Source organism: Pseudomonas sp. TSO6 (genome assembly GCF_056098905.1).
In genome coordinates this window covers 1-25,694 of the sequence record NZ_JBLZWV010000066.1, presented here as the reverse complement: position 1 = coordinate 25,694, position 25,694 = coordinate 1, and the positions used below count along the sequence as shown (strand labels likewise).

The 25,694-nt window shown below is 61.8% G+C and carries 25 protein-coding genes and 5 tRNA genes; 23 read left to right on the top strand and 7 right to left on the bottom strand.

What is annotated here, in order from left to right; all coding sequences use genetic code 11:
- Positions 1-135 precede the first annotated feature (135 nt).
- From ACN6NG_RS25950 to ACN6NG_RS25940, 3 genes are read left to right on the top strand one after another with little or no spacing between them, the layout of a single operon-like run.
- Positions 136-795, top strand: a complete 660-nt coding sequence (locus ACN6NG_RS25950) for a paraquat-inducible protein A (RefSeq protein ID WP_063425446.1) — start codon at positions 136-138, stop codon at positions 793-795.
- Positions 782-1,405 carry a paraquat-inducible protein A gene (locus tag ACN6NG_RS25945; RefSeq protein WP_063425448.1) on the top strand — a complete coding sequence of 208 codons (624 nt, stop codon included), beginning with the start codon at positions 782-784 and terminating at the stop codon, positions 1,403-1,405. The genes ACN6NG_RS25950 and ACN6NG_RS25945 overlap by 14 nt, the downstream gene beginning before the upstream one ends.
- Positions 1,398-3,698, top strand: coding sequence for a PqiB family protein (locus ACN6NG_RS25940; protein WP_063425450.1), 2,301 nt, complete (start codon positions 1,398-1,400; stop codon positions 3,696-3,698). The genes ACN6NG_RS25945 and ACN6NG_RS25940 overlap by 8 nt, the downstream gene beginning before the upstream one ends.
- A gap of 247 nt (positions 3,699-3,945) precedes the next feature.
- On the opposite strand, the gene rpsT is transcribed toward ACN6NG_RS25940, so the two are convergent.
- Complete coding sequence (rpsT, locus tag ACN6NG_RS25935) at positions 3,946-4,224, bottom strand: 30S ribosomal protein S20 (protein WP_003247625.1); 279 nt, start codon at positions 4,222-4,224, stop codon at positions 3,946-3,948.
- Between the two features lie 250 nt (positions 4,225-4,474).
- Here rpsT and murJ point away from each other — a divergent pair, with 250 nt between their 5' ends.
- From murJ to ispH, 6 genes are all read left to right on the top strand, one after another.
- Complete coding sequence (gene murJ / locus ACN6NG_RS25930; protein ID WP_474316886.1) at positions 4,475-6,013, top strand: murein biosynthesis integral membrane protein MurJ; 1,539 nt, start codon at positions 4,475-4,477, stop codon at positions 6,011-6,013.
- Between the two features lie 118 nt (positions 6,014-6,131).
- A complete protein-coding gene (ribF, locus tag ACN6NG_RS25925; RefSeq protein ID WP_086978274.1) occupies positions 6,132-7,082 on the top strand; it encodes a bifunctional riboflavin kinase/FAD synthetase in 951 nt (316 codons plus the stop codon).
- On the top strand, positions 7,079-9,910 hold the full coding sequence (gene ileS / locus ACN6NG_RS25920; protein ID WP_474316884.1) for an isoleucine--tRNA ligase: 2,832 nt from the start codon (positions 7,079-7,081) through the stop codon (positions 9,908-9,910). The genes ribF and ileS overlap by 4 nt, the downstream gene beginning before the upstream one ends.
- Entirely contained in the window at positions 9,903-10,418 is a 516-nt protein-coding gene (gene lspA / locus ACN6NG_RS25915) for a signal peptidase II (protein WP_016501596.1), read from the top strand. Before ileS ends, lspA begins: the two co-directional genes overlap by 8 nt.
- Positions 10,411-10,848 carry an FKBP-type peptidyl-prolyl cis-trans isomerase gene (fkpB, locus tag ACN6NG_RS25910; protein ID WP_063425458.1) on the top strand — a complete coding sequence of 146 codons (438 nt, stop codon included), beginning with the start codon at positions 10,411-10,413 and terminating at the stop codon, positions 10,846-10,848. Before lspA ends, fkpB begins: the two co-directional genes overlap by 8 nt.
- Before the next feature lie 14 nt (positions 10,849-10,862).
- Positions 10,863-11,810, top strand: coding sequence for a 4-hydroxy-3-methylbut-2-enyl diphosphate reductase (ispH, locus tag ACN6NG_RS25905; RefSeq protein WP_059396013.1), 948 nt, complete (start codon positions 10,863-10,865; stop codon positions 11,808-11,810).
- A 44-nt stretch (positions 11,811-11,854) separates the two neighbouring features.
- Here the strand turns inward: ispH and ACN6NG_RS25900 are convergent, their stop codons facing one another.
- On the bottom strand, positions 11,855-12,346 hold the full coding sequence (locus ACN6NG_RS25900) for a GspH/FimT family pseudopilin (protein WP_474316890.1): 492 nt from the start codon (positions 12,344-12,346) through the stop codon (positions 11,855-11,857).
- 109 nt (positions 12,347-12,455) lie between these two features.
- Here ACN6NG_RS25900 and ACN6NG_RS25895 point away from each other — a divergent pair, with 109 nt between their 5' ends.
- Genes ACN6NG_RS25895 through thiO form a run of 5 tightly spaced genes read left to right on the top strand, consistent with a single transcriptional unit; the run spans position 12,456 to position 15,277 of the window.
- Positions 12,456-12,638 (top strand): prepilin-type N-terminal cleavage/methylation domain-containing protein, encoded by a 183-nt coding sequence (locus tag ACN6NG_RS25895; RefSeq protein WP_063425462.1) that lies wholly within the window; start codon positions 12,456-12,458, stop codon positions 12,636-12,638.
- On the top strand, positions 12,635-13,273 hold the full coding sequence (locus ACN6NG_RS25890; protein ID WP_063425464.1) for a PilW family protein: 639 nt from the start codon (positions 12,635-12,637) through the stop codon (positions 13,271-13,273). The genes ACN6NG_RS25895 and ACN6NG_RS25890 overlap by 4 nt, the downstream gene beginning before the upstream one ends.
- Positions 13,270-13,734, top strand: a complete 465-nt coding sequence (locus ACN6NG_RS25885) for a hypothetical protein (protein WP_063425466.1) — start codon at positions 13,270-13,272, stop codon at positions 13,732-13,734. Before ACN6NG_RS25890 ends, ACN6NG_RS25885 begins: the two co-directional genes overlap by 4 nt.
- A gap of 1 nt (position 13,735) precedes the next feature.
- Entirely contained in the window at positions 13,736-14,125 is a 390-nt protein-coding gene (locus ACN6NG_RS25880; RefSeq protein WP_016501589.1) for a type IV pilin protein, read from the top strand.
- Positions 14,126-14,179: 54 nt separating this feature from the next.
- Entirely contained in the window at positions 14,180-15,277 is a 1,098-nt protein-coding gene (thiO, locus tag ACN6NG_RS25875) for a glycine oxidase ThiO (protein ID WP_474316879.1), read from the top strand.
- A gap of 85 nt (positions 15,278-15,362) precedes the next feature.
- Here the strand turns inward: thiO and ACN6NG_RS25870 are convergent, their stop codons facing one another.
- Together ACN6NG_RS25870 and ACN6NG_RS25865 are read right to left on the bottom strand one after the other, a co-directional pair.
- Positions 15,363-15,593, bottom strand: coding sequence for a PP0621 family protein (locus tag ACN6NG_RS25870; RefSeq protein ID WP_016484789.1), 231 nt, complete (start codon positions 15,591-15,593; stop codon positions 15,363-15,365).
- A 94-nt stretch (positions 15,594-15,687) separates the two neighbouring features.
- Positions 15,688-16,707 carry an outer membrane protein assembly factor BamD gene (locus tag ACN6NG_RS25865; protein ID WP_049273319.1) on the bottom strand — a complete coding sequence of 340 codons (1,020 nt, stop codon included), beginning with the start codon at positions 16,705-16,707 and terminating at the stop codon, positions 15,688-15,690.
- Between the two features lie 147 nt (positions 16,708-16,854).
- Here ACN6NG_RS25865 and rluD point away from each other — a divergent pair, with 147 nt between their 5' ends.
- The 8 genes from rluD to ACN6NG_RS25825 all read left to right on the top strand — a co-directional run bounded on the left by rluD (position 16,855) and on the right by ACN6NG_RS25825 (position 22,168).
- Positions 16,855-17,817, top strand: a complete 963-nt coding sequence (gene rluD / locus ACN6NG_RS25860; protein ID WP_258655052.1) for a 23S rRNA pseudouridine(1911/1915/1917) synthase RluD — start codon at positions 16,855-16,857, stop codon at positions 17,815-17,817.
- On the top strand, positions 17,814-18,554 hold the full coding sequence (pgeF, locus tag ACN6NG_RS25855; protein ID WP_353456506.1) for a peptidoglycan editing factor PgeF: 741 nt from the start codon (positions 17,814-17,816) through the stop codon (positions 18,552-18,554). Before rluD ends, pgeF begins: the two co-directional genes overlap by 4 nt.
- A 187-nt stretch (positions 18,555-18,741) precedes the next feature.
- Positions 18,742-21,306 (top strand): ATP-dependent chaperone ClpB, encoded by a 2,565-nt coding sequence (gene clpB, locus ACN6NG_RS25850; RefSeq protein WP_016501583.1) that lies wholly within the window; start codon positions 18,742-18,744, stop codon positions 21,304-21,306.
- 419 nt (positions 21,307-21,725) lie between these two features.
- Positions 21,726-21,801, top strand: a tRNA-Asn gene (locus tag ACN6NG_RS25845).
- Between the two features lie 3 nt (positions 21,802-21,804).
- A tRNA-Pro gene (locus tag ACN6NG_RS25840) sits at positions 21,805-21,881 on the top strand.
- 6 nt (positions 21,882-21,887) lie between these two features.
- Positions 21,888-21,963, top strand: a tRNA-Lys gene (locus ACN6NG_RS25835).
- Positions 21,964-22,009: 46 nt separating this feature from the next.
- A tRNA-Pro gene (locus ACN6NG_RS25830) sits at positions 22,010-22,086 on the top strand.
- 6 nt (positions 22,087-22,092) lie between these two features.
- Positions 22,093-22,168, top strand: a tRNA-Lys gene (locus tag ACN6NG_RS25825).
- A gap of 206 nt (positions 22,169-22,374) precedes the next feature.
- Here ACN6NG_RS25825 and ACN6NG_RS25820 read toward each other — a convergent pair.
- From ACN6NG_RS25820 to ACN6NG_RS25810, 3 genes are all read right to left on the bottom strand, one after another.
- A complete protein-coding gene (locus ACN6NG_RS25820; protein ID WP_063425476.1) occupies positions 22,375-23,670 on the bottom strand; it encodes an NAD(P)/FAD-dependent oxidoreductase in 1,296 nt (431 codons plus the stop codon).
- Positions 23,671-23,754: 84 nt separating this feature from the next.
- Positions 23,755-23,928, bottom strand: a complete 174-nt coding sequence (locus ACN6NG_RS25815) for a DUF3094 family protein (protein ID WP_013970765.1) — start codon at positions 23,926-23,928, stop codon at positions 23,755-23,757.
- A 133-nt stretch (positions 23,929-24,061) separates the two neighbouring features.
- Positions 24,062-24,691, bottom strand: coding sequence for a DUF1780 domain-containing protein (locus ACN6NG_RS25810; protein ID WP_016501581.1), 630 nt, complete (start codon positions 24,689-24,691; stop codon positions 24,062-24,064).
- Between the two features lie 193 nt (positions 24,692-24,884).
- On the opposite strand from ACN6NG_RS25810, the gene ACN6NG_RS25805 reads away from it, so the two are divergent.
- Positions 24,885-25,592 carry an energy-coupling factor ABC transporter permease gene (locus ACN6NG_RS25805; RefSeq protein WP_019437917.1) on the top strand — a complete coding sequence of 236 codons (708 nt, stop codon included), beginning with the start codon at positions 24,885-24,887 and terminating at the stop codon, positions 25,590-25,592.
- The last annotated feature ends 102 nt before the right edge of the window (positions 25,593-25,694 follow it).

Genomic DNA, 25,694 nt, shown 5'->3' with positions numbered 1-25,694 from the left:
GGCTAAAGATTATCTTCGGCTGCAATGGCCTCTTCGCAGCACAAGGCTGCTCCTACAGGGATCTGTGGTAAGTCGCCTCCCACAATTCGAGCCAGAACACTAGAATAGGCCCACGCACCTATCCAGAAGCGCTATATGCCCAATCCTGTCGAACCCGAAGCCCTGGCCCAATTGCCGTTGGACGAGCTTGTCGCCTGCCACGAATGCGACCTGCTGCTGCGCAAGCCTGTGCTGCAGCGCGATGAAAAAGCCGAATGCCCCCGCTGCGGCTACGAGCTCTATGCCCACCGGCACAATGTAGTCAACCGCAGCCTGGCCCTGGTACTGACCGCGCTGTTGCTGTTCGTACCTGCCAATTTTCTACCGATCATGCAACTGCACCTGCTTGGCCAGACCTCGGACGATACTGTCTGGAGTGGCGTACTGGGCCTGTACAATTCGCAGATGCGTGGCGTGGCGATGGTCGTGTTCCTGTGCAGCATGGCCATCCCCCTGGCAAAACTGCTCTGCCAGCTGGCGGTATTGCTGAGTATCCGCTTGAACGTGGGGCGCAACTTCGGCCTGCTGTTCTACCGCATCTATCACCACTTGCGTGACTGGGGCATGCTTGAGGTCTATTTCATGGGTGTGCTGGTGGCTATCGTCAAGCTGGTAGACCTGGCAGAACTGACCGTGGGCCTGGGGCTGTTCTGCTTCATCAGTCTGTTATTGGTCCAGGTATGGCTGGAGGTGGTGATGTCGCCGCACCAGATCTGGAGTGCGCTATCGGGGGAGGACCTGCATGCGGGCGATTGATGCAGGCATTGTTGTCTGCAATGAATGTCACGAACTGAACAAGCAAGCGCCAGATGGCACTTCGCAGACGTGCACGCGCTGCGGCGCCGTTGTGCATGCGCGCCGCCCTAACAGTATCGTGCGTACCTGGGCGTTGCTGGTTGCGGCGTCGATCCTGTACATCCCGGCCAACCTGCTGCCGATCATGACCGTGAGTACACTCGGCCAAGGCAGCCCCGACACGATCATGTCCGGCGTCATCACCCTGCTCAAGCACGGCATGGTGCCCATTGCCGCGGTGGTGTTCATTGCCAGTATCCTGGTGCCCACCTTCAAGCTGGTGGGCATCGGCTTGCTGTTGTACTCCGTTCAGCGCCACCAGCCGCTTTCAGCGCGGCAACGGATATTGATGTACCGCTTCATCGAATTCATTGGGCGCTGGTCCATGCTCGATATCTTCGTCATCGCCATCCTGGTGGCAGTGGTGAATTTCGGCCGAATAGCCAGTGTCGAAGCCAATCTGGGCGCTGTCGCCTTTGCAACTGTGGTGATCCTGACAATGCTTGCCGCTTTAACTTTCGATCCCCGACTGATTTGGGATAACACGGAGTCGGATGACGACCATGAGTGACCTGCCAACGGCTAAAACCCGGCCAGCCTCGAACTGGTCGGCCATCTGGATCCTGCCTTTGATCGCCCTGATGATCGGTGGCTGGCTCGCGTGGCAGGCCTATAGCAAGGCCGGCGTGGAAATTGAAGTCCGCTTCGAGTCGGGTGAAGGTATCGTCGCCAACAAGACCGAAGTCATCTACAAGGGCATGCCGGTAGGCAAAGTGAAGAGCTTGTTGCTCGACGCCAAGGGCGACAACCAAGGTGTGATCGCCACCATCGAGATGAACAAGGACGCCGAACCACACCTGACCAAAGGCACGCGTTTCTGGCTGGTGAAGCCGAGTGTCAGCCTGGCGGGTATTACCGGCCTTGAAACACTGGTGTCGGGTAACTACATTGCCGTCAGCCCGGGGGAGGGGGAGCGTACCAAGCGCTTTACCGCCCTGAAGGTTGCGCCGCCGCTCTCGGATTCGGAGCCTGGCCTGCATCTGACCCTCAAAGCCGACAGGCTGGGTTCGCTCAACCGTGACAGCCCGATCTTCTACAAGCAGATCCAGGTGGGTCGGGTGAAAAGCTATCGCCTGTCCGAGGACCAGAGCACCGTCGAGATCAAGGTGTTCATCGAGCCCGCCTACGCCAGCCTGGTGCGCAAGCACACGCGTTTCTGGAACGCCAGCGGCGTCAGCATCGATGCTTCGCTGTCAGGTGTGAAGGTGCGCAGCGAGTCGCTGTCGAGCATTGTGGCCGGTGGTATCGCCTTTGCCACGCCGGAGTACCGCAAGGACAGCCCGCCTACCGATCCTAGCCTGCCATTCCGCCTTTATGAAGACTTCGACGCCGCCCAGGCGGGTATACGGGTCAAGGTAAAGCTGAGCGATTACGAGGGCCTGCAGGCAGGCCGCACGCCGGTCATGTACAAGGGCATCCAGGTGGGCTCGTTGAAAGCCCTGAAGATGGAAGACAACCTGTCCAGCGCATCGGCCGAGCTGACGCTGGACCCGCTGACCGAAGACTACCTGGTCGAGGGCACGCAGTTCTGGGTGGTCAAGCCGTCGATTTCCCTGGCAGGTATCACCGGCCTGGAGGCGCTGGTCAAAGGTAACTACATCGCCATCCGCCCGGGTGAGAAGGGGGAACGGCCCGAGCGTGAGTTCGAGGCCCGCGCCAAGGCGCCGCCGCTCGACCTCAAGGCGCCAGGCCTGCACATGGTGTTGTTCGCCGATACCCTGGGTTCTCTGGAAATTGGCAGCCCGGTGATGTACCGCCAGGTCAAGGTGGGTAGCGTGCAGAGCTACCAGTTTGCTCGTAACAGCAACCGTATCCTGATCGGGGTGCATATCGAGAAGGAATACGAAAAGCTGGTCAACGGCTCGTCGCGCTTCTGGAACGTCAGTGGCATTACCCTGACCGGGGGGCTGTCGGGCATCAAGATCAAGAGTGAATCGCTGCAAACACTGATGGCCGGCGGTATTGCGTTCGACACGCCACGGCCCGATGTGGCGCTGAAGCGCCACATTCCACGCTTCCGTCTGCATGACAGCCAGGAAGCGGTAAACCGCGCGGGTACCTTGATCACCGTCCGTGTAGACCGTGCAGATGGCCTGAAGCCGGGTACGCCAATCCGCTTCCGTGGCTTGGATGTGGGCAGTATCGAGAGCGTCGACCTGACCAATGACTTGCAGGCGGTGCTGCTGCGGGCACGAATCACCGAGGCGGCGGACCGTATTGCCCGTGCCGGCACGCAGTTCTGGGTGGTCAAGCCAGCCTTGGGCCTGGTACGCACCGAGAACCTCGACACGCTGATTGGCGGGCAGTACCTGGAGGTGCAGCCGGCAGCCAAGGACCGTGGCCCGCAGCGCGACTTCATCGCCTTGGCCGATGCCCCGCAAGTGGCTGGGCCGGAGGTGGGCTTGCCATTGACGCTCAGTGCGCCACGGCGTGGTTCGATCAAGCCGGGTGTGCCAGTGACCTATCGAGAGGTTGCGGTTGGCAAGGTGACGGGTTTCGAGTTGGGCCAGAGCGCTGACCGCGTGCTGATCCATATCCTTATCGAGCCGCGCTATTCAGCCCTGGTCCGTAGTGGCAGCCGGTTCTGGAACAGCAGTGGCTTCGGTTTCGACTGGGGGCTGTTCAAGGGGGCTACCGTGCGTACCGAGTCGGTGGAGACTCTGATCGATGGCGGTATCGCCTTTGCAACACCGGATGGCGAGCAGATGGGCAACCCGGCACGGCCGCAGCAGACATTCGCCTTGTTCGACAAGGCAGAGGATGACTGGCTGCAGTGGGCGCCCAAGATTCAGATAGCCAAGTAATGTAAAAGTAGGGCCGCCAACCGCGGCCCCGCTTTTTTGTGGGAGCGGCCTTGCATCGCGAAAGGGGCGCGTAGCGGCCCCTCGGTCTTAGCGCAGAAGCTGAGATTGCCGGGGCTGCTCTGCAGCCCTTTCGCGACGCAAGGCCGCTCCCACAAAGACCGAGTTCCACATGGAGCCTTGCCCGCAAGCATAAATCGCAGACAACAAAAAACCGACCCTAGGGTCGGTTTTTCGAATAGCGCGTCGCTTAGGCAGCTGCAGCTTCTTTCAGCGCCTTGATGTGGCCATTCAGACGGCCTTTGTGACGAGCAGCTTTGTTCTTGTGGATGATACCTTTGTCGGCCATACGGTCGATTACAGGTACAGCCAGAACGTAAGCGGCTTGCGCTTTTTCGGCGTCTTTTGCGTCAATGGCTTTAACTACATTCTTGATGTAGGTGCGGACCATGGAACGCAGGCTGGCGTTGTGGCTGCGACGCTTCTCAGCCTGTTTTGCACGTTTCTTGGCGGAAGGTGTGTTGGCCACCGTCGAGCTCCTCGAAAGACTTTAGGTAAATAGCAAACAAAATAGGCCGCGAATCATGCCGATCAAGAGATCGATTGTCAAGGCCACCTGCAAGGTTCCGCCGAGCGGTGCGCCAACAAGAGGGAAAGATTCCTTTCTGCTGCGCGACCTGTACACTCGGGAATTTTTGGCTCCCCTGCGAAGGCGCGGGAGTATCGCACATTCGGACGCTGTCTGGCAGCGTCCTCTGCCATTGGCGTGAATCTTTTCGATGAACCTGCTCAAATCCCTGGCTGCAGTAAGCTCGATCACCATGATTTCGCGGGTGCTGGGCTTCGTTCGCGACACCATCCTGGCGCGCATCTTTGGTGCCGGCGTCGCAACCGACGCCTTTTTCATCGCGTTCAAACTGCCCAACCTGCTGCGGCGCATTTTCGCCGAGGGTGCGTTTTCCCAGGCCTTTGTTCCGATCCTGGCCGAATACAAGACCCAGCAGGGCGAGGAGGCGACACGTACCTTCATCGCTTATGTCAGCGGCCTGTTGACCCTGGTCCTGGCCCTGGTGACTGCCATCGGCATCCTCGCGGCGCCGTGGGTGGTGTGGGCAACAGCTCCAGGCTTTGTCGACAACGCAGAAAAATACGAGCTGACCACCTCCCTGTTGCGGGTGACCTTTCCTTATATATTGCTGATCTCGCTGTCTTCCCTGGCCGGTGCGATCCTCAATACCTGGAACCGGTTCTCGGTACCGGCCTTCACCCCAACCCTGTTGAATGTGGCGATGATTGCCTTCGCCGTGCTGCTGACGCCGTACTTCAACCCGCCAATCATGGCCCTGGCCTGGGGCGTGCTGGCGGGTGGCCTGGCGCAGTTGCTGTACCAGCTGCCAGCGTTGAAGAGGATCGGCATGCTCGTACTGCCGCGCCTGAACCTCAAGGACGCGGGTGTGTGGCGGGTACTTAAACAGATGCTGCCGGCGATTCTCGGGGTGTCGGTGAGCCAGATTTCGTTGATCATCAACACCATCTTCGCCTCGTTCCTGGTGGCCGGCTCGGTGTCGTGGATGTATTACGCCGACCGCCTCATGGAGCTGCCTTCAGGCGTGCTGGGCGTGGCCCTGGGCACCATCCTGCTGCCGACACTGGCCAAGACCTACGCCAACAAGGACCGCGAGGAATACTCGCGGATCCTCGACTGGGGCCTGCGCCTGTGCTTCCTGCTGGTGCTGCCGTGCACCTTGGCCTTGGCCATCCTTGCCGAGCCGCTGACCGTTGCGCTCTTTCAATATGGCAAGTTCAGTGCGTTTGATGCGGCCATGACACAGCGGGCGCTGATGGCCTATTCGGTGGGTTTGCTGGCGATCATTCTGGTCAAGGTGCTGGCACCCGGCTTCTATGCGCAGCAGAATATCCGCACGCCGGTAAAGATTGCGATTTTCACCCTGGTCTGTACCCAGCTGTTCAACCTCGCCCTGGTCGGCCCGCTTGCACATGCCGGCCTGGCATTGGCAATCAGCCTGGGTGCCTGCCTGAATGCCGGCTTGCTGTTCTGGAAGCTGCGCAGCCAGCAGTTGTTCGAGCCCCAGCCAGGCTGGGCAATGTTCCTGCTCAAGCTTGTCTTTGCAGTGGTGCTGATGTCGGCGGTACTGTTGGCGGGCATGCACTATATGCCGGCCTGGGAGCAGGGCATCATGCTTGAGCGCTTCCTGCGGCTTGGGGCGTTGATTGTGGCAGGTGTCGTGACGTATTTCGGCTGCCTGTACCTGTGCGGCTTCCGGCCCCGGCACTTCGCTCGCAAGGCCCTGCACTGAGGCGTCAGGCGGGTCAGGCGTCGGTTTTTCATATTCCACGCCGCCCTTGGGCGCTGCTGCCTGTCACCGGCGCCCGGGTGTGGTTATAATCGGCCACTTTATGAGCAAGAAGCGCGTTATGCAGCTGGTTCGAGGTCTTCACAACCTGCGCCCCGAGCACCGGGGCTGTGTCGCCACCATTGGCAACTTCGACGGGGTTCACCGCGGCCACCAGGCAATCCTGGCGCGCCTGCGCGAGCGCGGCCAGGCCTTGGGCCTGCCGACCTGCGTGGTGATCTTCGAACCGCAACCGCGCGAGTACTTCGCCCCTGATACCGCTCCGGCGCGCCTGGCCCGCCTGCGCGACAAGGTCGAACTGCTGGCCGCCGAGGGCATCGACCGGGTGCTGTGCCTGGCGTTCAATCAGCGCCTGAGCAAACTCAGCGCCGATGCCTTCGTCAAGGCCATCCTGGTCGACGGCCTGGGGGTGCGCCACCTTGAAGTGGGTGATGACTTCCGCTTTGGCTGCGACCGCGCCGGCGACTTCGCCTTCCTGATCGAGGCCGGCAAGCAGTACGGCTTCACCGTCGAGGCAGCCAACACGGTTATCCAGGACGGCCTGCGGGTCAGCAGCACCGAAGTGCGCAAGGCCCTGTCCGAAGGTAACTTCGAACTGGCCGAGCACCTGCTGGGCCGCCCGTACAGCATCACCGGCCGTGTGTTGCATGGCCAGAAGCTGGCCCGCCAGCTCGGCACACCTACCGCCAACATCCAGCTCAAGCGCCGCCGCGTGCCGCTGTCCGGGGTCTACCTGGCCAGCATCGAAATCGACGGCAAGGCCTGGCCGGGTGTAGGCAATATTGGCGTGCGTCCCACCGTTGCCGGTGATGGGCGCCCGCACCTGGAGATTCATCTTCTCGATTTTGCCGGCGACCTGTATGGCCGGCGTCTGACGGTGGAGTTCCACCACAAGCTGCGTGAAGAGCAGCGATTCGCCTCCCTGGAGGCGCTGAAGTCGGCGATCGATGCGGATATCGCCGCCGCACGTGCACATTGGCACGCTCAACCGCTAACGAAGAGCCTGAAATGACCGACTACAAAGCCACGCTTAACCTTCCGGACACCGCCTTCCCCATGAAGGCCGGCCTGCCTCAGCGCGAACCGCAGATCCTGCAGCGCTGGGACAGCATTGGCCTGTACCAGAAGCTGCGCGAAATTGGCAAGGATCGTCCCAAGTTCGTCCTGCACGACGGCCCGCCCTATGCCAACGGCAAGATTCACATCGGTCATGCGCTGAACAAGATCCTCAAGGACATGATCGTCCGCTCCAAGACCCTGTCCGGCTTCGATGCGCCGTATGTACCGGGCTGGGACTGCCATGGCCTGCCGATCGAGCACAAGGTCGAGGTTACCCACGGCAAGCACCTGTCTGCCGACCGCACCCGCGAGCTGTGCCGCGAGTACGCCGCCGAGCAGATCGAAGGGCAGAAGACCGAGTTCATTCGCCTGGGTGTACTGGGTGACTGGGACAACCCGTACAAGACCATGAACTTCGCCAACGAGGCCGGTGAAATCCGCGCCCTGGCCGAGATGGTCAAGCAAGGCTTCGTGTTCAAGGGCCTCAAGCCTGTGAACTGGTGCTTCGATTGCGGTTCGGCCCTGGCTGAAGCGGAAGTCGAATACGCCGACAAGAAATCCCAGACCATCGACGTGGCCTTCCCGATTGCCGACGAGGCCAAGCTGGCTGCCGCCTTCGGGCTGGATGCGCTGGCCAAGCCAGCCGCCATCGTGATCTGGACCACCACTGCGTGGACCATCCCCGCCAACCAGGCGCTGAACATCCACCCGGAGTTCAAGTACGCCCTGGTCGATACCGGCGAGCGTCTGTTGGTGCTGGCCGAAGAGCTGGTCGAGTCGTGCCTCAAGCGCTACAACCTGGAAGGCTCGGTCATCGCCACTGCCCAGGGTTCGGCCCTTGAGCTGATCAACTTCCGCCACCCGTTCTACGACCGCCTGTCGCCTGTCTACCTGGCCGACTACGTCGAACTGGGCGCCGGTACCGGTGTGGTTCACTCCGCGCCTGCCTACGGTGAAGACGACTTCGTCACCTGCAAGAGCTACGGCATGGTCAATGACGACATCCTCACCCCGGTGCAGAGCAACGGCGTGTACGTCGAATCGCTGGAGTTCTTCGGCGGCCAGTTCATCTGGAAGGCCAACCCGGCCATCGTCGAGAAGCTGAGCGAAGCCGGTGCGCTGATGCACACCGAAACCATCAGCCACAGCTACATGCACTGCTGGCGCCATAAGACCCCACTGATCTACCGCGCCACCGCGCAGTGGTTCGTGGGTATGGACAAGCAGCCAGGCACTGGCGAGCCGCTGCGTGAGCGCGCCCTCAAGGCCATCGAAGAAACCAAGTTCGTACCGGCCTGGGGCCAGGCGCGCCTGCACTCGATGATCGCCAACCGCCCTGACTGGTGCATCTCGCGTCAGCGCAACTGGGGCGTGCCGATCCCGTTCTTCCTGCACAAGCAGACCGGCGAGCTGCACCCACGTACCGTCGAACTGATGGAGGCTGTGGCCAAGCGCGTCGAACAGGAAGGTATCGAGGCCTGGTTCAAGCTGGATGCCGTCGAACTGCTGGGTGAAGAAGCCGGCCAGTACGACAAGATCACCGATACCCTGGACGTGTGGTTCGACTCCGGCACCACCCACTGGCACGTGCTGCGCGGCTCGCACGATATCGGCCACGCCACCGGCCCGGTCGCCGACCTGTACCTGGAAGGCTCCGACCAGCACCGTGGCTGGTTCCACTCGTCGTTGCTCACCGGTTGCGCCATCGACAACCACGCGCCGTACCGCGAACTGCTGACCCACGGCTTCACCGTGGACGAGAACGGCCGCAAGATGTCCAAGTCGCTGGGTAACACCATCGAGCCGGAGAAGGTCAACAACACCCTGGGTGCCGACATCCTGCGCCTGTGGGTTTCGGCCACTGACTATTCCGGTGAAATGGCGGTTTCCGAGCAGATCCTGCAGCGTAGCGCCGACGCCTACCGCCGTATCCGCAATACCGCGCGCTTCCTGCTGTCCAACCTGTCCGGTTTCGACCCGGCCCGCGACCTGCTGGCCCCGCAAGACATGCTGGCACTGGACCGCTGGGCCGTGGACCGTACCCTGCTGCTGCAACGCGAGCTGGAAGAGCACTACAGCGAGTACCGTTTCTGGAATGTCTACTCCAAGGTGCACAACTTCTGCGTGCAGGAACTGGGCGGCTTCTACCTCGACATCATCAAGGACCGCCAGTACACCACCGGCGCCAACAGTGTCGCCCGCCGTTCCTGCCAGACCGCGCTGTACCACATCAGCGAAGCGCTGGTGCGCTGGATTGCGCCGATTCTGGCGTTCACCGCTGACGAAATCTGGCAGTACCTGCCGGGCGAGCGCAACGAGTCGGTGATGCTCAACGGCTGGTACCAGGGCCTGAGCGAGCTGCCGGAAGGCACCGAGCTGGACCGCGCTTATTGGGACCGCGTAATGGCGGTGAAGGCATCGGTCAACAAGGAGCTGGAAAACCAGCGTACCGCCAAGGTCATCGGCGGCAACCTGCAGGCCGAAGTCACTCTGTACGCCGACGAAGGCCTGAGCGCCGACCTGGGCAAGCTGGGCGACGAGCTGCGCTTCGTGCTGATCACCTCGGCCGCCAGCGTGGTGCCGTTCGTGCAGGCACCGGCGGACGCCGTGGCCACCGAAGTCGAAGGCCTCAAGCTGAAAGTGGTCAAGTCCGGCCATGCCAAGTGCGGCCGTTGCTGGCACTTCCGCGCCGACGTCGGCAGCCACCCGGAGCACCCGGAAATCTGCAGCCGTTGCGTCGACAACCTGACCGGCTCGGGCGAGGTGCGTCACTATGCCTAACCCGGCAGTGGGGCGCTTCGGGCGCCTTGCATGGCTTTGGCTGAGCTTGCTGGTGCTGGTCGTCGACCAGGCCACCAAGCTGTATTTCAACAACGCCCTGACCATGTACCAGCAGATTGTGGTCATCCCTGACTACTTCAGCTGGACCTTGGCCTACAACACCGGCGCCGCTTTCAGCTTCCTCGCTGATGGCGCTGGCTGGCAGCGCTGGCTGTTCGCCCTGATCGCAGTGGTGGTCAGTGCCGTGCTGGTGGTGTGGCTCAAGCGCCTGGGGCGCAACGAAACCTGGCTGGCCGTGGCGCTGGCGCTGGTGCTGGGTGGCGCCATTGGCAACCTGTACGACCGCGTCGTGCTGGGCCATGTGGTCGACTTCATCCTGGTGCACTGGCAAAACCGCCATTACTTCCCGGCCTTCAACGTGGCCGACAGCGCCATCACCGTTGGTGCGGTGATGCTGGCGCTGGATATGTTCAAGAGCAAGAAGTCCGAGGATCCGGTCCATGACTGACACCCGTATCGGCCAGAACACCGAAGTCACCCTGCACTTCGCGCTGCACCTGGAAAACGGCGACACCGTCGACAGCACGTTCGACAAAGCCCCGGCCACCTTCAAGGTTGGCGATGGCAACCTGTTGCCGGGCTTCGAAAACACGCTGTTCGGCTTCAAGGCCGGTGACAAGCGCACAGTGGTAGTGGCCCCGGAGAACGCCTTCGGCCAGCCCAACCCGCAAAACGTGCAAGTCATGCCGCGGTCCAACTTCGAGGGCATGGAGCTGTCCGACGGGCTGCTGATCATCTTCAACGATGCCGCCAACGCCGAGCTGCCGGGTGTGGTCAAAGCGTTCGATGACGACCAGGTGACCATCGACTTCAATCACCCACTGGCTGGCAAGACCCTGACCTTCGAGGTGGAGATCCTCGAGGTGAAGGCCCTGTAAGCCTGGAGCCGATCATGCAAATCAAACTCGCCAACCCTCGCGGCTTTTGCGCGGGGGTCGACCGGGCGATCGAGATCGTCAACCGCGCGCTGGAAGTCTTCGGCCCGCCGATCTATGTGCGCCACGAAGTGGTGCACAACAAGTTCGTGGTAGAAGACCTGCGCAACCGCGGTGCCATCTTCGTCGAAGAGCTGGACCAGGTGCCGGACGATGTCATCGTCATCTTCAGTGCCCACGGTGTTTCCCAGGCCGTGCGCCAGGAAGCGGCTGGCCGTGGCCTGAAAGTGTTCGATGCCACCTGCCCGCTGGTGACCAAGGTGCACATCGAGGTGGCCAAGTACAGCCGCGACGGCCGTGAGTGCATCCTCATCGGCCACGAAGGGCACCCGGAAGTCGAAGGCACCATGGGCCAGTACGACGCCAGCAACGGTGGTTCCATCTACCTCGTCGAAGACGAAGATGATGTAGCCAGGCTGCAGGTGCGCGACCCTGACCACCTGGCCTTCGTGACCCAGACCACCTTGTCGATGGACGACACCAGCCGCGTCATCGACGCCCTGCGTGCGCGCTTCCCGAACATCGGTGGCCCGCGCAAGGACGACATCTGCTACGCCACCCAGAACCGTCAGGACGCCGTCAAGCAACTGGCGGGCGAGTGCGACGTGGTGCTGGTAGTCGGCAGCCCGAACAGCTCCAACTCCAACCGCCTGCGTGAGCTGGCCGAACGCATGGGCACCCCGGCCTACCTGATCGATGGTGCCGAGGACCTGCAACAGGGCTGGTTCGAACAGGCGACGCGTATTGGCATCACTGCCGGTGCTTCGGCCCCCGAAGTGCTGGTACGTGGCGTGATCGAACAGCTCAAGGCCTGGGGCGCTACCGGTGCTGAAGAGCTGGACGGGCGTGAAGAGAACATCACCTTCTCGATGCCAAAAGAGCTGCGGGTTCGCTCGCTGATCTGACTGAAGCCTGTACTGGCCTCATCGCCGGCAAGGTCGGCTCAAGGCTATGTGCTTGCACAGCGAGTATTGTTTCGGTCCTCTGCAAGCAATCTGACTCTCCCGGTCGATGCCAGCACCACTTGATATCGGCTGCTGGCAGATGAGCGTTCACACACTTCCAGCGTTGCCCCCAACCAGCTGTTGTTCAGCGTCATTGGAACGCCCAGCGCACTGAACTTGAACTGCTCCCCGCGATTGCTCGTAATCTTGAGCGGCTTCGAAAGGCGCTGCTCGCGCAGCAGCTGCTGGTTATGCTCCAGCACCACCCGCCAACCATTCCCCCAATTACCGTCCAACGCCTGCACCAGCACCGGCTGGCTTTGCAGCATCGCGTGGCTGCGTGCGCTGCGCAGTGCCTGTGCCAAATCACGCGCAGCGGCTGCCCTGTGTAGGTCGTCGCTCATCCTGGCGTAGGCCGGCATACCGAGCTGTGTCAGCAAGACAGCTATGGCCAAGGCCGACAACATTTGTATCAGTGTTACGCCTCGTTGCTTCACCATGCATTCCTCCCTGGAAGTGCTTGGCTATAGCTTCACGTTCGCTGGCCAGGCGGTCTAGTCGGCCAGGTTCAGGGCTATTGCAGGAAAAGTCGCAGGAGGTGCAGGGATGCACGCGAGGCAACGGGGCATGACGCTCATGGAAGTGTTGTTGGCAGTCGTGGTTGTGGCCGTGGGCATGTTCGCAACGGCATCGATACAGTTGCACGCATTGCAGGCTGCGGACAGCGCGCGTCGCGATGGGCAGGCGGCAATGGCGGCGCACAGTGAGCTTGAACGGGGGCGTCGATGAGGCGCGCCCAAAGTGGTTTTGGTTTGCTTGAGTTGATGCTGGCGCTGGGTATCGGCTTGATATTACTGGCGGCGGTTAGTCAGGTCTTTACATCGGCTCACCAGGCCTGGCGCCTGCAAAGTACCGCGGTGCGCATGAATGATGAGGCGCGGCAGGCGTTGTTGCGCATGGCGCAGGACGTGCGCATGGCCGGAATGTTCGGCTGTATGCGCCTCAAACCTGGCGACTTCCTGGACTTGGCTGCGCAACCTGCCTTTGCCCGGCCACTGCAGGCCGATACGTCAAGCTTGAGCCTGGTTGTCGCCGAGCTGCCAGGGTATGCGGGCGACCCGGAGTGGACCCTGGTAACGAACTGTACCAACGAAGTGAGGGTTCATAAGCATCGAGTACAAGGCAATGAGAAACTGATGGCTGTGCCCGTCAGTCGCCACCACTATGTGCACAGTGGCACCACGCTTTTCTTCAAGCGGGGCGACATTAATCAGCCACTGGTCGATCATGTACGGGAGCTGCGAGTGGGGTATGTACCTGGGGAGCGGGTCGATCTTCAACTCACATTGTATGAACCCAGCTTGCAGCTTGAGCAGCATCACTCGCTGAGCGTGGCACTCCGCAACCCGGTACCCGCTACATGAGCCGCCAGCGTGGTGTGGTTCTTCTGTTGGCCCTGGTCCTGAGCATGCTGCTGGGGCTGCTTGCAGCATCTGCCCTGCGCGACGCCTTGGCGGAAACGCGAATGACGGGATACCTGAGCGATAGTCTGCAAGCGTTCGAAGAGGCCGAGGGTGCGTTGCAGGCAGGGAAACACGAACTTGAGCGGGCACCTCCTGACCCTTGTGGCGCGTGCCTGCCACCAGCCCGACCGCACGATCTGGCAGGGCAGTGGCAGGGCACCCACAACGGTTACTTCCATATACAGAACCTGGGCACGAGCACTCGCGCTGCGCACATGCCAGACGAGCAGCTGGTTACCCTGTACCGCATAACTGGTGTCAGCAAGCAAACCCAGTCCCGGCATGTGCTGGAGGCCGTCTACGCCGTGGCTGGCGACACAACCCGGCGCATCACCTGGCGGCAAAGACTGAGAGGAGACTGACATGCAGCAAGGCTTGAGCCTGATCGAGTTGTTGATTGTGCTGGCCGTGACCGGCATTCTGGCAGCCATTGCCTACCCCAGTTACAGCGACCAGCTTCGGCGAGCCGCACGCAGCGAAGTGGTTGGCCTGCTGCATGATGCCGCCCTGCGCCTGGAGCGCCACCGCGTACGCACCGGCCAATATGCCGAGGGCGACCCGGCCTTGCCCGACGGTACCCGCTATTACAGCTTGCAGGCCCTGCGCGATAGCGACTCCTTCACGCTGCGCGCCCGGCGGCTGCCCCATGGGCTGATGGCGCAGGATGGTTGTGGCGACTTCCAGCTCGACCAGGCCGGTGTGCAGCGCAACCCCGGGGCCGTTGACGGCAGCGAGCACTGCTGGGGAAGCTGAAGGGTGAATGATGCCCGGTGCATCGCGGTTTTACTTCAGGTGTTGGATCGACAGATGAGCAAGCAAGTAGTGGTGGTCGGCGGCGGGGTGATCGGCCTGCTGACGGCGTTCAACCTGGCGGCCAAGGTCGGGCAGGTGGTGGTGTGTGATCAGGGCGAAGTCGGCCGTGAGTCGTCGTGGGCCGGCGGCGGTATTGTTTCGCCGCTGTACCCGTGGCGCTACAGCCCGGCAGTCACCGCCCTGGCGCACTGGTCGCAGGACTTTTATCCACAGCTGGGCGAGCGCTTGTTCGCCAGCACCGGCGTCGACCCCGAAGTGCACACCACGGGCTTGTACTGGCTCGACCTGGATGACGAAGCCGAAGCGCTGGCTTGGGCCGAACGTGAGCAGCGGCCGCTCAGTGCCGTGGATATCTCGGCGGCCTACGACGCGGTGCCGGTGCTGGGCCCGGGTTTCAAGCGCGCCATCTACATGGCCGGTGTAGCCAACGTGCGCAACCCGCGCCTGGTGAAATCGCTGAAGGCGGCGCTGCTGGCGTTGCCCAACGTAACCCTGCGAGAGAACTGCCAGATCACCGGCTTTGTTCAGCAGGGCGGGCGCGTCACCGGTGTGCAGACCGCCGAAGGCGTGCTGGCGGCAGATGAGGTGGTGCTCAGTGCCGGGGCGTGGAGTGGCGACCTGCTGCGCACCCTTGGCCTTGAACTGCCGGTAGAGCCGGTGAAGGGCCAGATGATCCTGTTCAAGTGCGCTGAAGACTTTTTGCCGAGCATGGTGCTGGCCAAGGGGCGCTATGCGATCCCGCGGCGGGATGGGCACATTCTGGTGGGCAGCACGCTGGAGCATGCCGGGTACGACAAGACCCCGACCGAAGATGCGCTGGAAAGCCTTAAGGCATCGGCGGTGGAGTTGCTGCCAGGGCTCGAAGGGGCCACGGTGGTGGGGCACTGGGCCGGGTTGCGGCCGGGCTCGCCCGAGGGTATTCCCTACATCGGGCCGGTGCCAGGGTACGAGGGGTTGTGGCTGAACTGCGGTCACTACCGCAACGGGCTGGTGCTGGCGCCGGCTTCCTGCCAGCTGTTTACCGACTTGTTGACCGAGGCCAAGCCAATCATCGACCCGGTGCCGTATGCACCAGAAGGGCGTCTGGGTTGAGATCGCCGGGGCTACAGAGAGTACACGATGCTTTGTAGTCGCGGCCCTATCGCGAGGCAAGGCCGCTCCTGCAGCGGTGTTGTGTTCACCCTTGTCGGCCAGGCCCCTGTTGCAGGTGCGCCTGGCTGCAATACCACTCTTTGCCCTGCTGCAGCGCCCGGTCGTTGGGCAGGTGCACGCCGCAATGGGCGCAGCGCACCATCTGCAGGGGCGCATCCAGCTTCGCCTCGGGGTGCGACTGTTGGCTGACTTTGAACTTGCGCCACAGCCAGAACGCGGCGGCGATCAGGGCGATCCAGAAAAGTAGGCGAACCATGGTGTCCAGCTTGTCGATTGAAGAAGCTGACAGTCTAGGGCGCGGCCAATAAAAAAGGGAGGCCCAAGGCCTCCCTTTCATTTACCGCTGTGTGTCAGTCGAACAGACCAAAGGTCATGTAGCTGAACCAGGAACGGTCTTTTTCGGCTGCTTTCGGGCCTTCCGGCACGATCGGATCGCCGTTTTCGTCTTTTGGTAGCAGCTCTTGCGGCATCTCGTCACGCGCGTCCTGGAACTGCTTGACCACGTCCTGGTTGGCGCGAGTTTCGCCCGGCGGCAGCGGCGTATCGGTTTCGATCAGGCCCAAGGTGGCCTTGGACAGCCAGCCGCGCCCGTCAGACTCGGTCTGCTTGGGCTGGAACTCGCCATCGGCCAGGCTCGGGTGGTCCGGGTAGTTGAGCTTGAGGGTTTCCAGGCTGCTGGCGGCCAGTTCGTCCAGGTGCATCTTCTGGTACGACTCGACCATCACCGCCAGGCCGTCGCCGACCGATGGGGTTTCCTGGAAGTTTTCTACCACGTAGCGGCCACGGTTGGCGGCGGCCACATAGGCCTGGCGGCTCAGGTAGTAGTCGGCCACATGAATTTCATACGAGGCCAGCAGGTTACGCAGGTAGATCATGCGCTGCTTGGCGTCGGGCGAGTAGCGGCTGTTGGGGAAGCGGCTGGTCAGCTGGGCGAACTCGTTGTACGAGTCGCGGGCGGCACCTGGGTCACGCTTGGTCATGTCCAGCGGCAGGAAGCGCGCCAGCAGGCCACGGTCCTGGTCGAACGAGGTCAGGCCTTTGAGGTAGTAGGCGTAGTCGACGTTCGGGTGCTGCGGGTGCAGGCGGATGAAGCGCTCGGCGGCCGACTTGGCAGCCTCGGGCTCGGAGTTCTTGTAGTTGGCGTAGATCAGCTCGAGCTGCGCCTGGTCGGCATAGCGGCCGAACGGGTAGCGCGATTCCAGGGCCTTGAGCTTGTTCACGGCGCTGGTGTAGCTGGAGTTGTCCAGGTCAGCTTGCGCCTGCTGGTACAGCTCGGCTTCGCTGAGGTTCTCGTCAATGACCTCTTTATTAGAGGAACAGGCCGCGGTAAGCCCGAGGATGGCGATCAGCAGCAGGTGTTTCACTTGCATGGCGGCTTGCGTCCCTTTGACGGCCGCTGTCTTGGGCGGTGCCGTCCTGTTATGATGAGCGCCCCGGCCAACCCCGGGACAAAAGAAGCCGTATTTAACCACAAGCTCGCAGCCGAAACCAAAGGCTGTGCGCCCGCCGAATCGAGCATGTCCGAGATCATTCAACTTAGCGCAGAGGTACCGTCCGAACTGGGCGGCCAACGCCTCGACCAGGTCGCCGCCCAATTGTTCGCTGAGTACTCGCGTTCGCGGCTTACTTCGTGGATCAAAGAGGGCCGCCTGACGGTCGATGGCGCCGTTGTGCGCCCTCGAGACACCGTCTATGGTGGCTCGCTGCTAGCACTGCAGGCCGAACAAGAGGCCCAGGGCGAGTGGATCGCAGAAGATATCGAACTGGATATCGTCTACGAAGACGACCATATCATGGTAATCAACAAGCCTGCCGGGCTGGTTGTGCACCCGGCCGCCGGTCATGCCAGTGGTACGCTGCTCAACGCGCTGCTGCACCACGTGCCAGACATCGTCAACGTACCGCGCGCCGGTATCGTTCACCGGCTGGATAAAGACACCACCGGCCTGATGGTGGTGGCCAAGACCTTGCAGGCGCAGACCAAGCTGGTCGAGCAGATGCAGGCGCGCAAGGTCAGCCGCATTTATGAATGCATCGTGATCGGCGTGGTAACTTCCGGTGGCAAGATCGATGCCCCGATCGGCCGCCACGGCGGCATGCGCCAGCGCATGGCAGTCACCGACGGCGGCAAGCCGGCGGTCAGCCACTACCGGGTGCTCAAGCGCTTCCGCTCACACACCCACGTGCGGGTAAAGCTGGAAACCGGCCGTACCCACCAGATTCGTGTGCACATGGCCCACGTTGGCTTCCCGCTGGTCGGCGACCAGACGTACGGTGGACGCTTCCGCATTCCACCGGCTGCCAGCCCGACCATGGTCGAGGCGGTGAAAACCTTCCCGCGCCAGGCGTTGCATGCGCGCTTCCTGGCGTTGGCTCACCCGATCACCGGTGAAATCATGAAGTGGGAATCGCCACTGCCCGATGACTTCCTCTGGTTGCTGTCGCTACTGAGCGAAGACCGCGAGAGCTTTATCGGATGAGTGGCCTGACGCAGTCGCTGCTGTTTCCCGACTGGCCTGCCCCGGCCTCGGTGCGCGCCTGTGTCACCACCCGTCAGGGCGGCGTCAGCCTGCCGCCCTACGAAACCTTCAACCTTGGCGACCACGTAGGGGATGACCCTGCTGCCGTTGCCGAGAACCGCCGTCGCCTCAGCGACACGTTCGCCATCCGGCCGGCCTGGCTCAAGCAGGTGCATGGGCTGGTGGTGGCGGATGCCGACCCGGCCGTGGTGCCCGAGGCGGACGCCAGCTGGACCGACCAGCCTGGCATTGCCTGCACCGTGATGACCGCCGATTGCCTGCCTGCGCTGTTTTGCGACCGGGCCGGTACTCGCGTGGCGGCGGCACATGCGGGCTGGCGCGGGTTGGCTGGCGGCGTGCTGGAAGCCACCTTGGACCGCCTGGCACTGCCGCCTGACGAAGTGCTGGTGTGGTTGGGGCCGGCCATTGGCCCACAGGCTTTCGAAGTAGGGCTGGAAGTGCGTGATGCCTTTACCGCCGTGCACCCGCAAGCCGCTCGGGCATTCGTCGACGGCGAACGGCCAGGCAAGCTGATGGCGGATATCTACGAGCTGGCGCGTATTCGCCTGGCTGCCTGTGGGGTGACTGCTGTTTATGGCGGTGGCTTGTGCACGGTCAGTGATGCGCGGTTCTTCTCCTACCGCCGTACCCCGCAGGGTGGGCGCTTCGCATCACTGGTGTGGCTGCAACCCCGCTAGCCTGTACTGGCCTCTTCGCGGGCTCGCCCGCGAATGGCCTCTGTTAATCCAACAGGTTGACTTCGGTCAACCCCGCTACGCTTGAATCTTCCAGAATCAGCCTTATCTATAAGGTCATCTCAGGCAGGTTTCTTCATAAACAGGCGCTGTCCATCGCTCCGACCTGCCCTTTAAAGGAAGGTACACCATGCGAATAGACCGTTTGACCAGCAAGCTGCAATTAGCAATATCCGATGCTCAATCCCTGGCCGTTGGCATGGACCACCCAGCCATCGAGCCCGTGCACCTGATGCAGGCACTGCTTGAACAGCAGGGCGGTTCGATCAAGCCGCTGCTGATGCAGGTTGGCTTCGACATCAACAGCCTGCGCCAGGCACTGGTGAAAGAGCTCGACCAGCTACCGAAAATCCAGAACCCCACCGGCGACGTGAACATGTCGCAGGACCTGGCACGCCTGCTTAACCAGGCCGACCGCCTCGCCCAGCAGAAGGGCGACCAGTTCATTTCCAGCGAACTGGTGTTGCTGGCTGCCATGGACGAGAACAGCAAGCTCGGCAAGCTGCTGCTGAGCCAGGGCGTGAGCAAGAAAGCCCTGGAAAACGCCATCAACAACCTGCGTGGCGGCGCGGCAGTGAATGATGCCAACGCCGAAGAGTCGCGCCAGGCGCTGGACAAGTACACCGTCGACCTCACCAAGCGTGCCGAAGAAGGCAAGCTGGACCCGGTGATTGGCCGTGACGACGAGATCCGCCGTACCGTGCAGGTGCTGCAACGCCGTACCAAGAACAACCCGGTGCTGATCGGTGAACCTGGCGTGGGTAAAACCGCCATCGCCGAAGGCCTGGCCCAGCGCATCATCAATGGTGAAGTGCCTGATGGCCTCAAGGGCAAGCGCCTGCTGGCGCTGGACATGGGCGCGTTGATTGCCGGTGCCAAGTACCGCGGCGAGTTCGAAGAGCGCCTCAAATCGCTGCTGAACGAGCTGTCCAAGCAGGAAGGCCAGATCATCCTGTTCATTGATGAACTGCACACCATGGTCGGCGCCGGTAAAGGCGAAGGCGCCATGGACGCAGGCAATATGCTCAAGCCAGCCTTGGCGCGCGGCGAGCTGCACTGCGTCGGCGCCACCACGCTGAACGAGTACCGCCAGTACATCGAGAAGGACGCCGCCCTGGAGCGCCGCTTCCAGAAGGTGCTGGTAGAGGAGCCGAGCGAGGAAGACACCATCGCGATTCTGCGTGGCCTTAAAGAGCGCTATGAAGTGCACCACAAGGTGGCCATCACCGACGGTGCCATTATCGCAGCCGCCAAGCTCAGCCACCGCTACATCACTGACCGCCAGCTGCCGGACAAGGCGATTGACCTGATTGACGAAGCGGCCAGCCGCATCCGCATGGAGATCGACTCCAAGCCGGAAGTGCTCGACCGCCTTGATCGCCGCCTGATCCAGTTGAAGGTGGAATCGCAGGCGCTGAAGAAGGAAGAAGACGAAGCGGCGAAAAAACGCCTCGAGAAGCTGACCGAAGAAATCGAGCGGTTGGAGCGTGAATATTCCGACCTGGAAGAAATCTGGGCATCGGAAAAGGCCGAAGTGCAGGGCTCTGCGCAGATCCAGCAAAAGATCGAACAGGCCCGCCAGGAACTGGAAGCCGCCCGTCGCAAAGGCGACCTGAGCCGCATGGCCGAGTTGCAGTACGGGGTAATCCCCGACCTGGAGCGCAGCCTGCAGATGGTCGATCAGCACGGCAAGACCGAAAACCAGTTGCTGCGCAACAAGGTGACTGAGGAAGAAATTGCCGAGGTGGTGTCGAAGTGGACCGGCATCCCGGTGTCCAAGATGCTGGAAGGCGAGCGCGAGAAGCTGCTGAAAATGGAAGCGCTGCTGCACCAGCGCGTGATCGGCCAGAACGAGGCGGTTACCGCCGTGGCCAACGCCGTGCGCCGCTCGCGTGCCGGGTTGTCCGACCCGAGCCGGCCAAGCGGTTCGTTCCTGTTCCTCGGCCCCACCGGTGTGGGCAAGACCGAGCTGTGCAAGGCGCTGGCCGAGTTCCTGTTCGACACCGAAGAGGCAATGGTGCGCATCGACATGTCCGAGTTCATGGAGAAACACTCCGTAGCTCGCCTGATCGGTGCACCACCAGGGTATGTAGGTTATGAAGAGGGCGGTTACCTGACCGAGGCCGTACGGCGCAAGCCATACTCGGTGGTGCTGCTGGATGAGGTGGAGAAAGCACACCCGGATGTGTTCAACGTGCTGCTGCAGGTGCTGGAAGACGGCCGCCTGACCGACAGCCACGGGCGCACCGTGGACTTCCGCAACACCGTGATCGTGATGACCTCCAACCTGGGCTCGGCGCAGATCCAGGAACTGGTAGGCGACCGCGAGGCACAGCGTGCGGCGGTGATGGATGCAGTGGGCGCGCATTTCCGTCCGGAGTTCATCAACCGTATCGACGAAGTGGTGGTGTTCGAGCCACTGGGCCGCGAGCAGATCGCCGGCATTACCGAGATCCAGCTGGGCCGCCTGCGCAGCCGTCTGCTGGAGCGCGAACTGTCGCTGAGCCTGAGCCCGGAAGCGTTAGACAAGCTGATTGCCGTGGGTTACGACCCGGTGTACGGCGCACGGCCGCTGAAGCGGGCTATCCAGCGCTGGATCGAAAACCCGCTGGCGCAGCTGATCTTGGCTGGCCAGTTTGTGCCGGGTACGTCGATTACCGCCACAGTGGAAGGCGACGAAATCGTCTTTGGGTAATGTGTTTCACCATGAGCCCCGCTTTTGCGGGGCTTTTTTTTTGCTTTCTCACAGGCGCTATCGGGCCCCTGTGGCGGCGGGTTTACCCGCGAGGAGGCCGGCACAGCCCAGTAAAACCGGGGCTTTCGGGGAATTCAGGGTAACTTGCTGAAATTTTTGAAATTTTTGCTTGCATCAAAATTCGAGTGACCCTAATATACGCCGCGTTGTCAGGCACTAAGCGAATCACCAGCAACATCGGTGACCGCAAAACAACTTACAAATCAGTAAGTTGAATGAAAAAAAGTGGTTGACAAGCAAAACGAAGAATGTAGAATAGCCGGCCTCAGCAGCGACAAAGCGAAAGCTAAGAAGCTAAAGAGTCCGAAGCGAACACAGCCTTCGGAGTAGCAAATCGGTAAGTTGTACCGAAGTTCAGTTCCGCGATAGCTCAGTCGGTAGAGCAAATGACTGTTAATCATTGGGTCCCTGGTTCGAGTCCAGGTCGCGGAGCCATCTCGGGGTGTAGCGCAGTCCGGTAGCGCGCCTGCTTTGGGAGCAGGATGTCAGGAGTTCGAATCCCCTCACCCCGACCATTTTCCGGGTCGTTAGCTCAGTTGGTAGAGCAGTTGGCTTTTAACCAATTGGTCGTAGGTTCGAATCCTACACGACCCACCATGTAAAGAAGGGCATCTCCAAGAGATGCCCTTTTTTTTGAAAGACCCGGGGTGTAGCGCAGTCCGGTAGCGCGCCTGCTTTGGGAGCAGGATGTCAGGAGTTCGAATCCCCTCACCCCGACCATTTTTAGGGTCGTTAGCTCAGTTGGTAGAGCAGTTGGCTTTTAACCAATTGGTCGTAGGTTCGAATCCTACACGACCCACCATGAATAAAGGGCATCTCGAAAGAGATGCCCTTTTTCTTTGGCCTCAAATTTAACCCACCTCTTACCGCAACACAGGCCCTTGTAGGAGCAGCCTTGTGCTGCGAAAGGGCCGGTACGGTAAAAGATTTTCTCTGCGGGTAATGGCCTCTTCGCAGCACAAGGCTGCTCCTACAGGTCAGTGCATTGCCTGCAGGAGCGGGTGCCTGTCAGTGCAGCTTCAGGCGTGGCTCGGTACCCCGGCCAATCTTGCTCCCCAGCATCATCAACGCCGTGCGGAAGAACCCGTACAACGCCATCTGGTGCATGCGGTACAGCGACACGTAGAACATCCGCGCCAGCCAGCCTTCCAGCTTCACGCTGCCCATCAGGTTACCCATCAGGTTGCCCACCGCCGAGAAGCGCGACAGCGACACCAGCGAGCCATAGTCCTTGTACTCGTAGGTTGGCAGCGCCTTGTTCTCCAGCCGCGCCTTCAGGCTTTGCGCCAGCATCGAAGCTTGCTGGTGCGCCGCCTGGGCACGCGGCGGCACATTGCGGTCGCTACCTGGTTGCGGGCAGGCAGCGCAGTCACCGAAGGCGAAGATGTTGTCGTCGCGGGTGGTCTGCAGGGTAGGGCGTACCACCAGCTGGTTGATGCGGTTGGTTTCCAGCCCATCGATGTCCTTCAGGAAGCCCGGCGCACGGATACCCGCCGCCCACACTTTCAGGCTGGCCTGGATCACCTCGCCGTCCTTGGTTTTCAGGCCGTCCTCGGTCACTTCACTGACAGCCGCGTTGGTCATCACTTTCACCCCAAGCTTTTCCAGGGTCTTGTGCACCGGCACGCTGATGCGCTCCGGCAGCGCCGGCAGCACGCGCGGGCCTGCCTCGATGAGGGTGATGTGCATGTCCTTGGGCTGGATGCGGTCCAGGCCATAGGCCGCCAGTTCGTGGGCGGCGTGGTGCAGCTCGGCCGCCAGTTCCACACCGGTGGCACCGGCGCCGACGATGGCTACGCTGATCTGCTCGCTGGCCACGTCGCCGGCGTGGGCGCGCAGGTAGTGGTTGAGCAGCTGCTGGTGGAAGCGCTCGGCCTGCTTGCGCGTGTCGAGGAACAGGCAGTGCTGCGCCGCGCCCAAGGTGCCGAAGTCGTTGGTGTTGGAACCCACAGCAATGACCAGCGTGTCGTAGCCCAAAGTACGCGCAGGCAACAGCTCGCGGCCCTCATCATCGAGGGTGGCGGCCAGTTGAATCTGCTTGCCCTCACGGTCCAGGCCGCTCATGCGCCCCAGCTGGAAGTTGAAGTGGTTCCACTTGGCCTGGGCCACGTAGTTCAGTTCGTCTTCCGAGGAGTTCAGCGAGCCGGCGGCCACTTCGTGCAGCAGTGGCTTCCAGATGTGAGTGAGGTTGGCGTCGACCAGGGTGATTTCGGCCTGCTTGCGCTTGCCCAGGCTTTTACCCAGGCGGGTCGCCAGTTCCAGGCCGCCGGCGCCGCCGCCGACAATCACGATGCGATGAGTCATGGGGATATCTCATAAGGTTTACGGAATTCGTGGCCCTGGGGGCCGGCCGCAAACTGCACGAGGGGAGGGCGAGCGCAAAGCAGCTCATAGCACCAGTCCACTCAGCAGGCGGCTGATGAGACCCAACCCGATGGTCACGGCCACCACCAGCACAAGGAGCAGCCACGGCCGGAAGGGCCTGCGCTCGACTTGGTGCTGGGGGGCTCGCAGATACTCATCGACACGACGCTGATCTTCCGGGTTCAGGCGGCTGGTCATGGTGGGCCTCGTCAGGTAGACGTTTGTGACTGCGCAAACGCTACAGCGTTCGTGCAGGCGCATTGAAACAAATGATAATGCTTTCTATCTCTGGCGCCGAGTGTACGCCATCGCAAACACTCGCTGCACTGGATCAAAGACTGATGCCCACATCAAAAACAATGCTGCGCCCCAGGTTGCCACGCAGGAAGTCTGGCGCGTCGGGGTGGGCGAACAGCACCCGGGCAAACGTCGGCCCCACCAGCGACAACGAGCGCCAGCCCTGGCGCAGGTATTCGGTGGGCGGCGGGAAGTGGGTGTTGAGGTCGAGCACTTCGCGCTTGAGGCTGGAGAAGGCGATGATGTCCAGCTCGTTCAGCTCCAGCCCGCGTTCCCGGTAGTTATGCGCTTTTTTGCGCAAGGTAGGCGCCAAGCGCGCCAGCAGCTCGGTGGCACTGATGCGCCGTGGGCGCGCTTCACGGCGCACCAGTTGTGCCAGGGAAAACGCACTGCGCCGGCGCTGCAGCTCTTCGCGCCACTCATCGTTCAGCCGACGCCCCTCGTCGAGCACGAAAAACACCTCAAAGGCCGCATCGCGGAACAGCACATCGGGCGGCTCTTGCCCGGCCGGGGTGAAGTCCTCGCTGCGGTAGGGGATGTTCAACCCCTGCAACAGTCGCTGGCACACCCAGCGCTCCCGCTCCCACTTGCGGGCGTTGGAGAGAAAGGCGTTAGCTTGTTCGGCCTGGATGGTAAGCAGGCGCAGGTAGTCTGAGTCATCCATGCAGACAAGCTTAGCCGCTAATCGATGACGGTAAGATGCTGTTTAAGCGTGGGAATCAGCCCAGTACCGACAACGCTTGCACAGGTGCGCCCGATTTCTTCGGGCTTGACCGATGCTTCCTGGATCGAATGAGGGCACTAATCCACCGCAGCCGAAGGAAAGGGAGAATGGGTGTAGACTCGATCTTATCCACATGGCTGCAAAGGGTATTGTTCAGGTGATCAGCGCGCAGGTGTTGTCCGGCACCACCCTTACTCTTGGCTGGCTGGGTTATGTGCCGTTGCTGATCTGGGCGGTAAGCCGGGTTCGCTGGGTTGAACTGTTCACCGACCGGCGCCGCCAGCATTTGCTGTTTGGCACGGTGTTCTGCCTGTTCGCGCTGTGGCTGGTGAGGCGCGATTTTGATACCGGGGTGTCGTACCACTTTATTGGCATGACTGCGGTCACCCTGTTGCTGGACTGGCCGCTGGCGGTGCTGGGCGGGTTCATGGCCCAGCTTGGCTTGCTGGCGCTAGGGCGACAGGACCTGGCGGCGCTGGGGGTGAACGGCTTGTTGCTGATTGGCTTGCCGGTGCTGATTACCGAGGTGTGCGCGATAGTGGTCGAGCGCGCCCAGCCGCGAAACCTGTTCGTTTATATCTTCTGTTCGGGGTTCTTCCCGGCAGCGCTCACCGTGCTGGTTTGCGTACCGGCGGCGCTAGGGTTGTTGTGGCTCGACGGGCGTTTTGCCCTGCCGGAGTGGCTAAGCGACTTTGTCGGCTACCTATGGCTGATGATGTTCCCCGAGGCGTTCATCAACGGCATGGTGATCAGTGCGCTGGTGGTGTTTTGCCCGGAGTGGCTGGAAACCTTCAACCGCACACGGTATCTGCAGGCGCCCTGGAAGGAAGATGAGCGGTGATCACGCGGCGGCTCTGCCATCACATCTAAAACCTGACGCGGTCTCTGTGGGAGCGGCCTTGTGTCGCGACAGGGCTGCGAAGCAGCCCCGGCATTTTTTGAG

Coding starts and splice junctions, on each gene's coding strand:
- ribF (WP_086978274.1), top strand. CDS start 6,132: ATGCAGCTGGTTCGAGGTCTTCACAACCTGCGCCCCGAGCACCGGGGC.
- ACN6NG_RS25865 (WP_049273319.1), bottom strand. CDS start 16,707: ATGCAAGTGAAACACCTGCTGCTGATCGCCATCCTCGGGCTTACCGCG.
- ACN6NG_RS25945 (WP_063425448.1), top strand. CDS start 782: ATGCGGGCGATTGATGCAGGCATTGTTGTCTGCAATGAATGTCACGAA.
- ACN6NG_RS25815 (WP_013970765.1), bottom strand. CDS start 23,928: ATGACCAGCCGCCTGAACCCGGAAGATCAGCGTCGTGTCGATGAGTAT.
- ileS (WP_474316884.1), top strand. CDS start 7,079: ATGACCGACTACAAAGCCACGCTTAACCTTCCGGACACCGCCTTCCCC.
- ACN6NG_RS25885 (WP_063425466.1), top strand. CDS start 13,270: ATGAGCCGCCAGCGTGGTGTGGTTCTTCTGTTGGCCCTGGTCCTGAGC.
- clpB (WP_016501583.1), top strand. CDS start 18,742: ATGCGAATAGACCGTTTGACCAGCAAGCTGCAATTAGCAATATCCGAT.
- ACN6NG_RS25940 (WP_063425450.1), top strand. CDS start 1,398: ATGAGTGACCTGCCAACGGCTAAAACCCGGCCAGCCTCGAACTGGTCG.
- murJ (WP_474316886.1), top strand. CDS start 4,475: ATGAACCTGCTCAAATCCCTGGCTGCAGTAAGCTCGATCACCATGATT.
- ACN6NG_RS25890 (WP_063425464.1), top strand. CDS start 12,635: ATGAGGCGCGCCCAAAGTGGTTTTGGTTTGCTTGAGTTGATGCTGGCG.
- thiO (WP_474316879.1), top strand. CDS start 14,180: ATGAGCAAGCAAGTAGTGGTGGTCGGCGGCGGGGTGATCGGCCTGCTG.
- ACN6NG_RS25805 (WP_019437917.1), top strand. CDS start 24,885: ATGGCTGCAAAGGGTATTGTTCAGGTGATCAGCGCGCAGGTGTTGTCC.
- pgeF (WP_353456506.1), top strand. CDS start 17,814: ATGAGTGGCCTGACGCAGTCGCTGCTGTTTCCCGACTGGCCTGCCCCG.
- ACN6NG_RS25820 (WP_063425476.1), bottom strand. CDS start 23,670: ATGACTCATCGCATCGTGATTGTCGGCGGCGGCGCCGGCGGCCTGGAA.
- ACN6NG_RS25870 (WP_016484789.1), bottom strand. CDS start 15,593: ATGGTTCGCCTACTTTTCTGGATCGCCCTGATCGCCGCCGCGTTCTGG.
- ispH (WP_059396013.1), top strand. CDS start 10,863: ATGCAAATCAAACTCGCCAACCCTCGCGGCTTTTGCGCGGGGGTCGAC.
- ACN6NG_RS25895 (WP_063425462.1), top strand. CDS start 12,456: ATGCACGCGAGGCAACGGGGCATGACGCTCATGGAAGTGTTGTTGGCA.
- lspA (WP_016501596.1), top strand. CDS start 9,903: ATGCCTAACCCGGCAGTGGGGCGCTTCGGGCGCCTTGCATGGCTTTGG.
- ACN6NG_RS25950 (WP_063425446.1), top strand. CDS start 136: ATGCCCAATCCTGTCGAACCCGAAGCCCTGGCCCAATTGCCGTTGGAC.
- fkpB (WP_063425458.1), top strand. CDS start 10,411: ATGACTGACACCCGTATCGGCCAGAACACCGAAGTCACCCTGCACTTC.
- ACN6NG_RS25880 (WP_016501589.1), top strand. CDS start 13,736: ATGCAGCAAGGCTTGAGCCTGATCGAGTTGTTGATTGTGCTGGCCGTG.
- rluD (WP_258655052.1), top strand. CDS start 16,855: ATGTCCGAGATCATTCAACTTAGCGCAGAGGTACCGTCCGAACTGGGC.
- ACN6NG_RS25810 (WP_016501581.1), bottom strand. CDS start 24,691: ATGGATGACTCAGACTACCTGCGCCTGCTTACCATCCAGGCCGAACAA.